Source organism: Pseudomonas sp. MRSN 12121 (assembly GCF_000931465.1).
GTDB lineage: Bacteria > Pseudomonadota > Gammaproteobacteria > Pseudomonadales > Pseudomonadaceae > Aquipseudomonas.
Map to the genome: position 1 here is coordinate 5,923,923 of NZ_CP010892.1, position 13,927 is coordinate 5,937,849.

The 13,927-nt window shown below is 60.8% G+C and carries 11 protein-coding genes and 4 tRNA genes; 8 read left to right on the forward strand and 7 right to left on the reverse strand.

Translation table 11 applies throughout. From position 1 onward, the window contains the following. Positions 1–17: 17 nt before the first annotated feature. The 6 genes from TO66_RS26925 (at position 18) to TO66_RS26950 (ending at position 6,916) form a co-directional block, all read left to right on the forward strand. Positions 18–647, forward strand: coding sequence for a DUF1780 domain-containing protein (locus TO66_RS26925; protein ID WP_044465129.1), 630 nt, complete (start codon positions 18–20; stop codon positions 645–647). Between the two features lie 185 nt (positions 648–832). Further along, positions 833–1,006 carry a DUF3094 family protein gene (locus TO66_RS26930; RefSeq protein WP_007924710.1) on the forward strand — a complete coding sequence of 58 codons (174 nt, stop codon included), beginning with the start codon at positions 833–835 and terminating at the stop codon, positions 1,004–1,006. A 60-nt stretch (positions 1,007–1,066) separates the two neighbouring features. After that, positions 1,067–2,365, forward strand: coding sequence for an NAD(P)/FAD-dependent oxidoreductase (locus tag TO66_RS26935; RefSeq protein ID WP_044465130.1), 1,299 nt, complete (start codon positions 1,067–1,069; stop codon positions 2,363–2,365). Positions 2,366–2,938: 573 nt separating this feature from the next. Continuing rightward, the gene (locus tag TO66_RS26940) at positions 2,939–3,538 is read left to right on the forward strand and encodes a fimbrial protein (RefSeq protein WP_044465131.1); all 600 of its coding nucleotides are present in this window, start codon (positions 2,939–2,941) and stop codon (positions 3,536–3,538) included. Between the two features lie 49 nt (positions 3,539–3,587). Next, positions 3,588–4,313: a molecular chaperone gene (locus TO66_RS26945; protein WP_044465132.1), complete on the forward strand. Its 726-nt coding sequence runs from the start codon at positions 3,588–3,590 to the stop codon at positions 4,311–4,313. A 110-nt stretch (positions 4,314–4,423) separates the two neighbouring features. Continuing rightward, the gene (locus TO66_RS26950) at positions 4,424–6,916 is read left to right on the forward strand and encodes a fimbria/pilus outer membrane usher protein (RefSeq protein WP_044465133.1); all 2,493 of its coding nucleotides are present in this window, start codon (positions 4,424–4,426) and stop codon (positions 6,914–6,916) included. Between the two features lie 311 nt (positions 6,917–7,227). On the opposite strand, the gene TO66_RS26955 is transcribed toward TO66_RS26950, so the two are convergent. The 7 genes from TO66_RS26955 to rluD form a co-directional block, all read right to left on the reverse strand. Continuing rightward, positions 7,228–7,304 (reverse strand) — tRNA-Pro (locus tag TO66_RS26955). 92 nt (positions 7,305–7,396) lie between these two features. Next, positions 7,397–7,472 (reverse strand) — tRNA-Lys (locus TO66_RS26960). A gap of 5 nt (positions 7,473–7,477) precedes the next feature. Then, positions 7,478–7,554 (reverse strand) — tRNA-Pro (locus tag TO66_RS26965). A 9-nt stretch (positions 7,555–7,563) separates the two neighbouring features. Beyond that, positions 7,564–7,639 (reverse strand) — tRNA-Asn (locus TO66_RS26970). 306 nt (positions 7,640–7,945) lie between these two features. Then, on the reverse strand, positions 7,946–10,510 hold the full coding sequence (gene clpB, locus TO66_RS26975) for an ATP-dependent chaperone ClpB (RefSeq protein WP_044465134.1): 2,565 nt from the start codon (positions 10,508–10,510) through the stop codon (positions 7,946–7,948). A gap of 129 nt (positions 10,511–10,639) precedes the next feature. After that, positions 10,640–11,365, reverse strand: a complete 726-nt coding sequence (pgeF, locus tag TO66_RS26980; protein WP_044465135.1) for a peptidoglycan editing factor PgeF — start codon at positions 11,363–11,365, stop codon at positions 10,640–10,642. Then, a complete protein-coding gene (gene rluD / locus TO66_RS26985; protein ID WP_009050933.1) occupies positions 11,362–12,324 on the reverse strand; it encodes a 23S rRNA pseudouridine(1911/1915/1917) synthase RluD in 963 nt (320 codons plus the stop codon). Before rluD ends, pgeF begins: the two co-directional genes overlap by 4 nt. Before the next feature lie 151 nt (positions 12,325–12,475). Between rluD and TO66_RS26990 the strand changes: the two genes are divergently transcribed. Next, a complete protein-coding gene (locus tag TO66_RS26990) occupies positions 12,476–13,498 on the forward strand; it encodes an outer membrane protein assembly factor BamD (protein ID WP_044465136.1) in 1,023 nt (340 codons plus the stop codon). A gap of 132 nt (positions 13,499–13,630) precedes the next feature. Continuing rightward, positions 13,631–13,864, forward strand: a complete 234-nt coding sequence (locus tag TO66_RS26995; RefSeq protein WP_044465137.1) for a PP0621 family protein — start codon at positions 13,631–13,633, stop codon at positions 13,862–13,864. Positions 13,865–13,927: the final 63 nt, after the last annotated feature.

Here is a 13,927-nt window from a genome sequence, read left to right on the forward strand (position 1 = left end):
GACGCTAAGCTTGGACTATGGATGACTCAGATTACCTGCGCCTGCTCACCATTCAGGCCGAACAAGCCAATGCCTTCCTGTCCAATGCGCGCAAATGGGAGCGTGAGCGTTGGGTCTGCCAGCGCCTGCTGCAAGGGCTGAACATTCCCTACCGCGCCGACGAGTTCACCCCCGCCGGGCAGGAACCGCCGGACGTGCTGTTTCGCGACGCGAGTTTCGAAGTGTTCTTCGTGCTGGACGAAGGCCGCCGCCTCAATGACGAATGGCGCGACGAGTTGCAGCGCCGTCGCAGTGCCTTCTCCCTCAGCCAGCTGGTGCGGCGCGAAGCCAAGCCCAAGCGCATTCCGGCCAATGAACTGCTACTCAGGCTCGCCCCGACCCTGCGCAAGAAAGCCCACAACTACAAGGAACGCGGCATGGACCTGGGGGAGCTGGACATCATTGCGTTCGCCAGCCTCAAGCGTGAGGTGCTGGACCTCAACAGCCACTTTCCGCCGCCCACCGAATACCTGCGCCAGGGCTGGCGTTCGTTGTCGCTGGTCGGGCCGACCTTCGCCCGTGTGCTGTTCGCCCACCCCGATGCCCCGGACTTCCTGCGCAGCAACCTCGGGCGCAGCATCCTGTTCGACGTCGGCATCAGCCTGTAGCCCGCCCCCCGGCAAGCCATTCGCGGCATAGCGCAAATACCCCGCCGAGTGATACAAAGCGCAATCACTCGGGGAGCTGGAGAACAGTGAGCGGCTATGCTCCGTTCAATGTCGCCCGAGCGCACAAGATGGCTCTGCGCTGTAACCTTCATACTGTTCGCAACGTCTAGCTGACGAGGCTTTTTATGACCAGCCGCCTGAACCCCGACGACCAGCGCCATGTCGAAGAATACCTGCAACTGGCCCAGCACCGAGTCGAGCGCCGACCCTTCCGGCCGTGGATGCTCCTCGTGATAGTCGTGACCATCACCATTGGCCTGGGCCTGTTGAGCCGTTTTATCAGTTACCTGACGCTATGAGCTGCCTTGCGCTCGCTCGGGTAACCGTACCGATTTCTTTTAGCCTTGCGAGATATCCCCATGACTCATCGTATTGTCATCGTTGGCGGCGGCGCCGGCGGTCTGGAGTTGGCTACCCGTCTGGGTAAGACTCTGGGCAAGCGCGGCACCGCCAGTGTGATGCTGGTCGACGCGAACCTGACCCATATCTGGAAACCCTTGCTGCACGAAGTGGCCGCCGGTTCGCTGAACTCCTCCGAAGACGAACTCAACTATGTCGCCCAAGCCAAATGGAACCACTTCGAGTTCCAATTGGGCCGCATGAGCGGGCTCGATCGCCAGCAGAAAAAAATCCAGCTGGCCGCCACCTACGACGAAAACGGCCTGGAGCTGCTGCCCGCCCGCGAACTGGGCTACGACACCCTGGTGCTCGCCGTGGGCAGCACCACCAACGACTTCGGCACCCAGGGCGCGGCCCAGCACTGCCTGTTCCTCGACACCCGCAAGCAGGCCGAGCGCTTCCATCAGCAACTGCTCAACCACTACCTGCGCGCCCACGCCGGGCAGAGCGATGCCGTGGAGCAGATCAGCGTGGCCATCGTCGGCGCCGGGGCCACCGGTGTCGAACTGGCCGCCGAGCTGCACAACGCCGCCCATGAACTGGCCGCCTACGGCCTGGACCGGATCAAGCCGGAAAACATGCACATCACCCTGATCGAGGCCGGGCCGCGGGTTCTACCGGCGCTGCCGGAGCGGATCGGCGGCCCGGTGCACAAGACCCTGGAAAAACTCGGGGTCAAGGTCATGACCAACGCCGCGGTCAGCGAAGTGACGGCCGACAGCCTGATCACCGCCGACGGCCAGGTGATTCCTGCCAGCCTGAAAGTCTGGGCGGCAGGCATCCGCGCGCCGGGTTTCCTCAAGGACATCGACGGCCTGGAAACCAACCGTATCAACCAGCTGCAAGTCTTGCCGACCCTGCAGACCACCCGCGATGAAAACATCTTCGCCTTCGGTGACTGCGCGGCCTGCCCGCAACCGGGCTCCGATCGCAACGTTCCGCCACGGGCCCAGGCCGCTCACCAGCAGGCTTCGCTGCTGAGCAAATCGCTGAAGCTGCGCCTGGAAGGCAAGGCCCTGCCGGAATACAAATACACCGACTACGGCTCGCTGATCTCGCTGTCGCGTTTCTCCGCCGTGGGCAACCTGATGGGCAACCTGACCGGCAGCGTGATGCTCGAGGGCTGGCTGGCGCGGATGTTCTACGTGTCGCTGTACCGCATGCACCAGATGGCGCTCTACGGACCGTTCCGCACCTTCATGCTGATGCTGGGCAGCCGCATCGGCCGCGGCACCGAACCACGGCTCAAGCTGCACTGAGTCGCTGGTAAAAAATACCCCGGGAGACCGGGGTATTTTTTTGCCTGCACAACAGTAGTCCGTCGCACGGCTCGCTACTTGTCACAGGGTCGGCCTGTCATCTTTCAGATCCCTAAAAAGCAACTAACCAGTAGTCCTTTCAACATGAGGCATATCAATCGCAATCAAACGCTAGATGCTTAGCTCACTATTAAATCCATATCCACAACATGCCAGGCGCGCCCACTACTCATATAACACGCGCGCATTACCACATATTTACCTGATCCCAATAGATGGCGATCAACAACATCAGAAACTCTCGTCGCCACCTGTGAAAGCGAACCTCATCACCTGGTGATTGCCCGAGTGACTCTCGATACAACCGACAGCCCGTAACGCCCGTGGCGGAGCCCTTCCACTCAGAAACGGCACATAACCACCATTTAAGATTCTCCTTATTGAAATAGCCAAAGAGAAAAAGTAGAGCAATTGAAAACCCTCTAAAACGCACTTTCTTTAAGAATCCTCTGATTGTCCACTTCCAACTAAAGGACAGAAAATTAAGCCTCCACACTTTAGTAGGCATCTCCAATGTCCAGACTTCTCAAGAGCGTTCTTTCAATAGCCATCGTTGGTGCAGTCAGCACTTCCGCCATGGCGGCGGACGGTACCATAAACTTTACCGGTGAGATCATTGCGGCGTCCTGCACGGTCAATCCTGGTAACTCCGGCACCAGCACTGGCGGTACGGCAGGCAAGCAAACCATCGACGTCAACCTCGGCAAAGTCAGTGCAGACAGCTTGGGCACCACCGGCGCCGTCAGTAGCAGTAAAAGCATCAACCTGAACCTGGACTGCGGCAAAACAGCCCAGGGCCTCACCACCGTCAAACTCACCTTTGACCCTGCCAACGGCAGCGGCCTCGACAGCACAAACAATAATTTGCTGAAAATCACCGGTCCAACAGATAAAACCGCTAAAGGCGTCGCTATCGGCCTATTCACCAGCGACAACAAAATGCTGAACCTCGCCGCGAACGAAGCCATCAGCGGCACCTTCACCTCGACGGGTACCGAACCGGATGTCACCTACAGCGCCAAAGTGGATTTGCGCGCGGGTTATGTCGCCACTGGCGCGATCACTCCCGGCATTGCCAATGGCACCCTGCCATTTACCTTGACCTACGAGTAACCCGCGCCAAAGGGAGGGGCCTCCCCCCTCCCACCGATCTGGAGCCGCTATGAAAGCTTCGCTGTTAGCTCACATCGCGCTATTTGGCGCCATGACATTCTTCGCCTCGACATCCAGTGCCGCCATCGTGCTGGACGGCACCCGCGTGGTCTTTTCCGCCCCCAGCAAGGAAGCCTCCATCGTCGTCAGGAACCAGGGCTCGGAAGACCTCATGATCCAGTCCTGGATCGAACCTGACTCGAAGGCCGCGCAAAATGATGTGCCCTTTGCCATCACGCCATCCCTGGTTCGCCTGGGTGGGCTGAAGCAACAAATCCTGCGCATCCTCTATGAAGGCCAGGGCCTACCAGAAGACAAGGAGTCCGTGGTCTGGCTGGCCGTGCAGGAGATTCCGCAGAAAAGCAAACTGGAGAACTCCCTGCAAATCGCCATCCGTCAACGGATAAAACTGTTCTATCGCCCAGCCAACCTGCCCGGCAAGGCCGCTGACGCCGCAAAAAGCTTGCAGTGGAAACTGGTCACGCAAGGCGGTAAGCCAGGGCTTTCGGTCACCAATCCATCGGCGTTCCACGTGTCCTTCGCCGGCAGCAACGTGACCTTGCGCAACGGCAATAGCACCTACACCGCCAAGGCGGAAATGCTCGCCCCGGGGACCACGCGAGTGGTCGATATCAAGGGTCTGTCCGGCAGTTTGCCCGCCAGCAGCAAGGTGGAATTCCGCAGCATCAATGATTACGGCGGAATCGATCAGCTCACTGGCGAACTCTCCAACTAGCGAAAACAGCTGCCTGTCATTCGCATCGCTCATTGGAGCGCGCAACGTTCTTCACCCGATTTTCGAACATGTCTCGCCCCGGAACCCGCCGCGCGACAGAAGGGGCCCACATGTCTTTTTTTCAGAGAAAGCTCAGCTACAGGATTGGCCGGCGCTCGTGGGCAACCTGCTTCATGGTCCTGGGACTGACCTCGGAACTGCCCGCCGCGGAGTTCGAATTCAATGACACCTTTCTGAAAATGGACGGTGCGCCGATCAACCTCAAGTACTTTGAAAAAGGCAGTGCGGTTCAACCCGGGACCTACAACGTCGACCTTTACCTGAACCAGACCCTGATCAAGCGCCAGGACATCACTTTCAGCGCCGACGCGAGCGGGGAAGTCAAACCTGTCGTTTCGTTCGGCCTGCTGAAGGAACTCGGGCTCAATCTCAAGAAAGCCCAAGAGGACGGCCTTATCAGCGCCAACCTCGACGAGGCCGCGCCCGTGGATGTGAAAGCGCAGATCACCGGCGCCGACGTCAACTTCGACACCACCAGCCTGAGCCTGTTGTTCAGCATTCCACAGGCCTATGTCCAGCGCGTATCCCGCGGCTACGTCGACCCTTCGGTATGGGATAACGGCATCACCGCCTTCTATAGCGACTACCAGGCCAACTTCAGTCGCAACTCCAGCCGGGGTACGAACAGCGACTACCACTATCTGGGCCTGCGCAACGGCTTCAACCTCGCTGGCTGGCGCTTTCGCAACGAATCGGCAGTCACCGGAGGCAGCGGCACCCGCAGCCAGTTCAAAAGCAACCGTAACTATGTGGAGCGTGATGTCCTGCGAATGAAGGGCAAGTTCTCCCTGGGCGAGCTGTACACCCCAGGAGAAATCTTCGACAGCGTACGTTTTCGCGGGGCGCAGATTGCCTCGGATATCGGCATGCTGCCGGATAACGAAGTCGGGTATGCCCCCGTGATCCGCGGCATCGCCGAAACCAACGCCACGGTCGAAGTGCGCCAGAGTGGCTATGTGATCTATTCCGCCAACGTGCCGCCGGGCGCCTTCGAGTTCACCGATATTTATCCCAGTGGCTCCAACGGCGACCTGCAAATCAGGATCATCGAGGCGGACGGTCGCGTACGCGAATATCAGCAATCCTATGCCTACCAGCCGATCATGACCCGACGCGGCAACTTGCGTTACAGCGTTACCGCCGGTAGCTACAGCTATGAGGGCCAGCCATCGCCAAAGTTTACCCAGGGCACCCTGGTCTATGGCTTGACCGACAACCTCACCACCTACGGCGGCGTATTGGCCTCCCCGAACTATCGCGCCGTCAACCTGGGCGCCGGTATCAACTCCCGTATTGGCGGTATTTCGCTGGACATCACCAATAGCCAATCCAAACCGGCAAGCGGCAAATCCGATAAAGGCCAAAGTGCACGTTTTCTGTACTCCAAGACCCTGACGAGCACCAACACCACCTTTGCCCTGGCCGCCTATCGCTATTCCACCGAAGGCTATCGCAGCTTCAGCCAGCACGTGGACGACCTGATGTACCGCGACCAGACCCGGTACGGGCCGCAGAAAAACCGGGTCGATATCAAGGTGGAACAGAGCCTGTCGCATCGCTCGTCGCTGGGCGTCAGCCTGGCGGAGACCAGCTACTGGAGAAATCAAGGCCGCTCTCGCAGCTGGCAGATGAGTTTTAACAGCAGCTTCTCGGACATCAGCTACAACCTGGCCCTTTCCCGCACCCTCGGTGGGGCAGGTAGCAGCGCGGACAACCAGATTTCCGCGTCGATCAGCATGCCCCTGGGCAGCTCGCGGAGCTCCCATCGACTCAACAGCAACATAGTGTCCTCCAACAATGGCCAGAAAAGCATACAGACCGGCGTCTCGGGCTATCTGAATGAGAGCAACACGCTCAACTACTCGGTGCAGTCCAACAACACCAAGGGCAGCGGCAACTCCGCCGGTGCCGGCCTGGGCTGGGATACTCCTTCCGGCAGGCTGGGCGCCAACTACAGTCAGGGCCGCGACGAAAAGCACCTCGACCTGAACGCCTCCGGGTCGGTGGTGGTTCACGGTGGCGGCGTCACCTTCGGCCAATCCCTGGGGGAGACCTTCGGCATTCTGGAAGTACCGGAGGCCGACGATGTGGGCGTATCGGGCTGGAACGCCGTGCGTACCAACCGCAAGGGCTATGCGGTGGTGCCCTACATGCAACCCTACCGTTACAACTGGCTGGACCTGGACACCCAGACCTTGGGCAGCGATACCGAGGTCACCGAGACCTCCAAGATGCTGGTCCCGACCCGCGGCGCAATCGTCAAGGCCAGCTATAGCGCCCAGACCGGACGCCGCGTGCAGTTCGAACTGACTCAGGAAACAGGCAAGCGGGTACCTTTCGGCGCCCAGGGCTATGACCAGGAAGGCAAGCTTTTGGGCATGGTGGATAACCTCTCCCGCCTGCTGGCTTTCGGCATTCCCGATGAAGGGAAGATCGAGGTCCGCTGGGCCGAAGGCTCCTGCAAGGCAGACTACAAGCTGTCGCCAGTAAACAAGAAGCTGGCCTACGAACGTATCCAGGTTCCTTGCCGCGCACCGCTGTAACCGCTCGATCAGCTTGTGCCCAAAGGGCCCGGGCCACGCCCAGCTCTTGAGCGCCAATCCCCACGACCACAGCACACGAGCCTGCCAGCCAGGCTCACGATGCCTGTGGAACGTCCTGAAGCGCTGAGGCCGCCCGTCTCACTCGCCCACCAAGAGCGCCAGCAAATAAAAAACATTACCTGCATGCAGGCAGGATCGGACACGAGAAGACTCGGTCGTTCGCGAGACATGCGAAGCCGAAACAGAACAGCGGGGGATTTTTAAGCGCCAACGAAAAAAGGCGCCTAAAAGGCGCCTTTTCTCTTGGTATATGGTCGGGGTAAGGGGATTCGAACTCCTGACATCCTGCTCCCAAAGCAGGCGCGCTACCGGACTGCGCTATACCCCGGTAAAAAAAGGCACCCTTTAAAGGCGCCTTCTGCGATCAACGCTTTTGGCAGCTGATCTTAAGATTCGATTCCAGCGAACTGGTTTCAAAAATGGTGGGTCGTGCAGGATTCGAACCTGCGACCAATTGGTTAAAAGCCAACTGCTCTACCAACTGAGCTAACGACCCAAATATGGTCGGGGTAAGGGGATTCGAACTCCTGACATCCTGCTCCCAAAGCAGGCGCGCTACCGGACTGCGCTATACCCCGGTTTGAAATTGGCTCCGTGACCAGGACTCGAACCTGGGACCCAATGATTAACAGTCATTTGCTCTACCGACTGAGCTATCACGGAACTGAACATTTCAATTTACAGCAGGCTTTTATTTCTAGAAGCCTCCTCTTCAACCTTGTCCGCATCGCTGCGTTCATGTCTCTGAGGCGCGCTATTCTACAATCTTAAAAACCCCTGTCAACCCCCTAAATCGCTTTCAAGACACTGATTTGCAACTTATTTCAGTTTTTTCCTCCAGGAGGAAAAAGCCTCGGGGTGACGTACTGCGGGGCGCACTTTACAAGCCTTTGCCTTACAGTTCAACGCCCTATGTAAAAAAAGGCCTCGCAATGCGAGGCCTTCTTCAAAACGACACCCTGCTCCACCTCAGGCGAAGACGATTTCGTCGTTTTCCACCTGGGCGGTCACTGTGGCGCCGGGCAGGAAGCTGCCAGACAGGATCAACTGCGCCAGCGGGTTCTCGATCCAGCGCTGGATCGCCCGCTTGAGCGGACGCGCGCCATAGACCGGGTCGTACCCCACGGCAATCAGCTTGTCCAACGCCTCGCCGCTCAGCTCCAGCTTGAGCTCACGCTCCGCCAGGCGGGCACGCAGGCGTCCCAGCTGGATCTCGGTGATACCGGCGATCTGATCCCGGGCCAATGGCTCGAAGATCACCACTTCGTCGACCCGGTTGATGAACTCCGGACGGAAATGGGTCGACACCGCATCCATCACCGCTGCCCTCTGCGCCTCGCGATCCCCTACCAGCTCCTGGATCTGTGCGGAACCGAGGTTGGAGGTCATGACGATCACCGTATTACGGAAATCCACGGTACGCCCGTGGCTGTCCGTCAGGCGCCCGTCTTCCAGGACCTGCAGCAGAATGTTGAACACGTCTGGATGAGCCTTCTCGACCTCGTCCAGCAAAATCACCGAGTACGGCTTGCGACGTACCGCTTCAGTCAGATAACCGCCCTCTTCGTAGCCGACGTAGCCTGGCGGCGCACCGATCAGCCGAGCCACGGAGTGCTTCTCCATGAATTCGGACATATCGATTCGCACCATCGCCTCTTCGGTGTCGAACAGGAATTCGGCCAGCGCCTTGCACAGCTCGGTCTTACCCACGCCGGTAGGGCCGAGGAACATGAACGAACCACTCGGCCGGTTCGGATCGGACAACCCGGCGCGAGAGCGCCGTACCGCGTTGGCCACGGCCACCACGGCTTCGTCCTGACCAATGACGCGCTGGTGCAACAGGCTTTCCATTTTCAGCAGTTTGTCGCGCTCGCCTTCGAGCATCTTCGACACCGGGATACCGGTCCACTTGGACACGACCTCGGCAATTTCCTCTTCGGTCACCTTGCTGCGCAGCAACTGGTTTTCGCTCTGGCCATGCTGGTCGACCATCTGCAAGCTGCGCTCCAGGTCCGGGATCACCCCGTACTGCAGCTCGGCCATGCGGTTCAGGTCGCCTTTGCGGCGCGCGGCTTCCAATTCCTGGCGGGACTGCTCGATCTTCTGCTGGATCTGTGCCGAGCCCTGCACTTCGGCTTTCTCCGAGGTCCAGACTTCTTCCAGATCGGCGTATTCACGCTCCAGGCGAGTGATCTCCTCCTGGAGTTTCTCCAGGCGCTTGATCGCCGCTTCGTCGTCTTCCTTCTTCAGGGCCTGGGATTCGACCTTCAGTTGGATCAGGCGCCGTTCCAGGCGGTCCAGCACTTCCGGCTTGGAGTCGATCTCCATGCGGATCCGGCTGGCGGCTTCGTCGATCAGGTCGATCGCCTTGTCCGGCAGCTGGCGGTCAGTGATGTAGCGATGGCTGAGCTTGGCCGCGGCGATGATTGCGCCGTCGGTGATCGCCACCTTGTGGTGCACCTCGTAACGCTCTTTCAGGCCGCGCAGGATGGCGATGGTGTCTTCCTCGCTCGGCTCGTCCACCAGGACCTTCTGGAAGCGCCGCTCGAGGGCCGCGTCCTTCTCTATATATTGGCGGTACTCGTTGAGCGTGGTCGCACCGACGCAATGCAGCTCGCCACGGGCCAGCGCCGGCTTGAGCATGTTGCCCGCATCCATCGAGCCCTCGCCTTTACCGGCGCCGACCATGGTGTGCAGCTCGTCGATGAACAGAATGATCTGCCCTTCCTGCTTGGACAGCTCGTTGAGCAGCGACTTCAAGCGCTCCTCGAACTCGCCACGGTACTTGGCACCGGCGATCAGCGCGCCCATGTCCAGCGACAGCAGGCGCTTGCCTTTCAGGCCGTCCGGCACTTCGCCATTGATGATGCGCTGGGCCAGGCCTTCGGCGATGGCGGTCTTGCCCACGCCAGGCTCGCCGATCAGCACCGGGTTGTTCTTGGTACGGCGCTGCAGGACCTGGATGGTCCGGCGGATTTCATCGTCGCGACCGATCACCGGATCCAGCTTGCCGTCCTCGGCGCGCTTGGTCAGGTCGACGGTGTACTTGTCCAGGGCCTGGCGCGACTCCTCGACGTTGGCGTCATTCACCGCCTCGCCGCCGCGCAGGTTGTTGATGGCGTTTTCCAGCGCCTTCTTGCTGACGCCCTGGCCCAGCAGCAGTTTGCCAAGCTTGCTGTTTTCATCCATGGCCGCGAGCAACACCAGCTCGCTGGAGATGAACTGGTCGCCTTTCTGCTGCGCCAGGCGATCGGCCTGGTTCAGCAGGCGCGCCAGATCCTGCGACATGTTCACATCGCCGGTCGGGTTCTGGATTTTCGGCAAGTGGTCGAGCTCTTTGCTCAACTCTTTACGCAGGCTGTTGACGTCGAAGCCCACTTGCATCAGCAGCGGCTTGATCGAACCGCCTTGCTGTTCGAGCAGCGCCTGCATCAAGTGCGCCGGCTCGATGGCCGGATGGTCGAGGCCGACCGCCAGGGATTGAGAATCGGATAAGGCCAGCTGCAGCTTGCTGGTTAATCGGTCTATACGCATTAGTCACCTTCCTTTTGAGCAGGCCGGAGCGATGGACACACCTGAATAGAGAAACCTGCCAGATACCCGGTAGATGCGGTCGATTCTGGAAGATTCAAGCCTGTGGCGCTTGATGCAGGTCAGGGGAGTCTAGCGTTCCAGCCAGACCAGGGAGGCAAACCGACCGGTGCGCGGGCTGCGGCGGTAGGAATAGAAGCGGGGATCGCTCACGGTGCAGAAACCACCGCCATACACGGCGGTGACGCCACAGGCCGCCAGACGCAGGCGAGCCAGCCTATAGATGTCGGCCATGAACTTGCCGGGATTGTGGCTCGGCACGAAGGCCTGCTCGGTGAGCGGCAGGTGGCGGAAAAAAGCCTCACGGACTTCCGGCCCGACTTCGAAGGATTGCGGGCCGATAGCCGGCCCCAGCCAGGCCAGGACCTCGGCGGGGGCGACATTCAGGCTGTCGAGCGTCGCCTCCAGCACACCGGCCGCCAGCCCACGCCAACCGGCATGGGCCGCCGCCACGCGGGTACCGCTGCGGTCGCAGAACAGCACCGGCAGGCAGTCGGCGGTCATCGCGGTGCAGGCAATCCCCGGCGTGCTGGTCCAGCTGGCATCGGCGGTGGCGACGAGCGAAGGATCGGCCTCGACCACGTCGACGCCATGGACCTGCTGCAACCAGGCCGGCTGCATGGAGAAACGATCGGTCAGGCGCCGGCGGTTCTCGGCCACCGCCCGCGGATCGTCATCGACATGATCGCCCAGGTTGAGGCTGTCGAACGGCGCCAGGCTGACGCCGCCCGCACGGGTGGTGACGCAGGCTTTGACCCCGGCCGGCGCGGGCCAGTCAGGAATCAGCCAATCACTCATCCGACAAAGGCCTCGCGGTCCTGCTTGAGCAGGGTCAACAGCCAGACGAAATCTTCCGGCAGCGGCGATTCCCAGCTCATGCGCTCACCGGTGGTCGGGTGATCCAGCTCCAGGAAACGCGCATGCAGCGCCTGGCGCGGGAAGTGCTTCAACGACTCGACCATGGTCGGGCTCGCCGCCGGCGGAATGCGGAAGCGGCCGCCGTAGGCCGGATCGCCGACCAACGGGAAGTTGATATGCGCCATGTGCACGCGGATCTGGTGGGTCCGGCCGGTTTCCAGCTTGACCCGCACATGGGTGTGGGAACGGAAACGCTCGAGCACACGGTAATGGCTGACGGCCTGCTTGCCACCTTCCATCACTGCCATGCGCTGGCGCTGCTGGCCATGACGACCGATCGGCGCGTTGATCTTGCCACCGGCGGTGACCACACCGATCACGATGCATTCATAAATGCGGCTGACGCTGCGGCTCTGCAACTGGGCGACCAGCTGAGTCTGCGCCTGGATGGTCTTGGCCACCACCATCAGGCCGGTGGTGTCCTTGTCCAGGCGGTGGACGATGCCGGCGCGCGGCACATTGATGATGTCCGGGACGTGGTGCAGCAAGGCGTTGAGCAGCGTGCCGTCGGCATGGCCGGCCGCAGGGTGGACCACCAGGCCCGCCGGTTTGTTGATGACCAGGATGTCGTCGTCTTCATAGACGATGTCCAGCTCGATGTCCTGAGCGATCCATTCGCCCTGGGCTTCCTGCTCGGCAGTCAGCTCTAGCACGGCGCCGCCGTGGACGATGTCGCGCGGGCGGATCACCGCGCCATCCACCGTCAGGCGGCCGTCCTTGATCCAGGCGGAAAGGCGCGAGCGCGAGTGCTCGGCGAATAATTGGGCGGCGACTTGATCGAGGCGTTGGCCGCCCAGTTCGGACGGCACCTCTGCGCGAAGTTCAATTTTATCGGACATGCTCGGACTAGGCGTCGGCACAGCCTTTGGTTTCGGCTGCGCGCTTGTGGTTAAATACGGCGTCTTTTGCCCCGAGGCTTTTCAACGGGGCGCTCATCATAACAGGACGGCCCCGCCCAAGACAGCGGCCGTCATAGGGACGCAAGCCGCCATGCAAGTGAAACACCTGCTGCTGATCGCCATCCTCGCACTGACCGCTGCTTGCTCATCGAAGGAAGTCGTTGACGAAAACCTGAGCGAGGTCGAGCTGTACCAGCAGGCGCAGACCGACCTGGACAACAACAGCTATACCAGCGCCACGGCCAAGCTCAAGGCCCTGGAGTCGCGCTATCCGTTCGGTCGCTACGCGGATCAGGCACAGCTCGAACTGATCTATGCCAACTACAAGAACGCCGAGCCGGAAGCCGCCAAGTCGGCCGCCGAGCGTTTCATCCGCCTGCACCCGCAACACCCGAACGTCGACTACGCCTACTACCTCAAGGGCCTGACTTCCTTCGACCAGGACGTCGGCCTGCTGGCGCGCTTCCTGCCGCTGGACATGACCAAGCGCGACCCGGGTGCCGCCCGCGACTCCTACAACGAGTTCGCCCAGCTCACCAGCCGCTTCCCGAACAGCCGCTACGCGCCGGACGCCAAGCAGCGCATGATTTACCTGCGCAACCTGCTGGCCTCCTACGAGATCCACGTGGCTGACTACTACCTGACCCGTCAGGCCTATGTCGCCGCCGCCAACCGTGGCCGTTACGTGGTGGAGAACTTCCAGGAGACCCCATCGGTCGGCGACGGCCTGGCGGTCATGACCGAGGCTTACCAGCGCCTGCACCTGGACGAGCTGGCCGCTACCAGCCTGGAAACCCTGAAACTCAACTACCCGGATCACCCGACCCTGGTCGACGGCCAGTTCGTGCCACGCGTCGCCGAGGCGGACAACCGCTCCTGGCTGAGCAAGGCCACCCTGGGCCTGATCGAATCCCGTCCACCGCTGCCGCCGGGAGAAACCCGCGCCAACCAGGACGTGATGAAGCAATACCAGGACGCCAAGGACGCAATCCCGCCCGAGCTCAAGCCCAAGGACGCCAATGGCGATGCCGTCGAAGAAGAGCGGCATGAGGCTGAAGGTAACAACGACGATCGCTCCTGGTTCAGCTACATGACCTTCGGCGTGTTCGACTGATAGCGCCGCGGTCACAGCAAAAGGGAGGCTTTCGAGCCTCCCTTTTTCATTTCCGGATTTCATCCGCCAGCACTGTGCGCCCGGCATCACCTTGGCTAAACTGCCGGTTCCTCACTCATATAGCTGGCCACCATGCTTCGTTTACTGTTCTGGATCGCTCTGATTGCTGCCGCGGTTTGGCTCTGGCGCAAATTCAAGCAGCCGACTTCCGGCGCCTCCGCCCCTCGCGAACCCAACGCCGCCCCCATGGTGCGCTGCGCCCATTGCGGCGTGCATCTGCCCCGTGACCGGGCGCTGAGCCTCGAGCAACAGTGGTATTGCAGCCAGGGGCACCTGGAGCAAGGCCCGGTTTCCCGCCAGCGCTGAAGCCGTTTCTCCGGCCGACAGCGGTGCCCGCCCTATCGAAGGCCTGGCGCCGCTGAATAATTC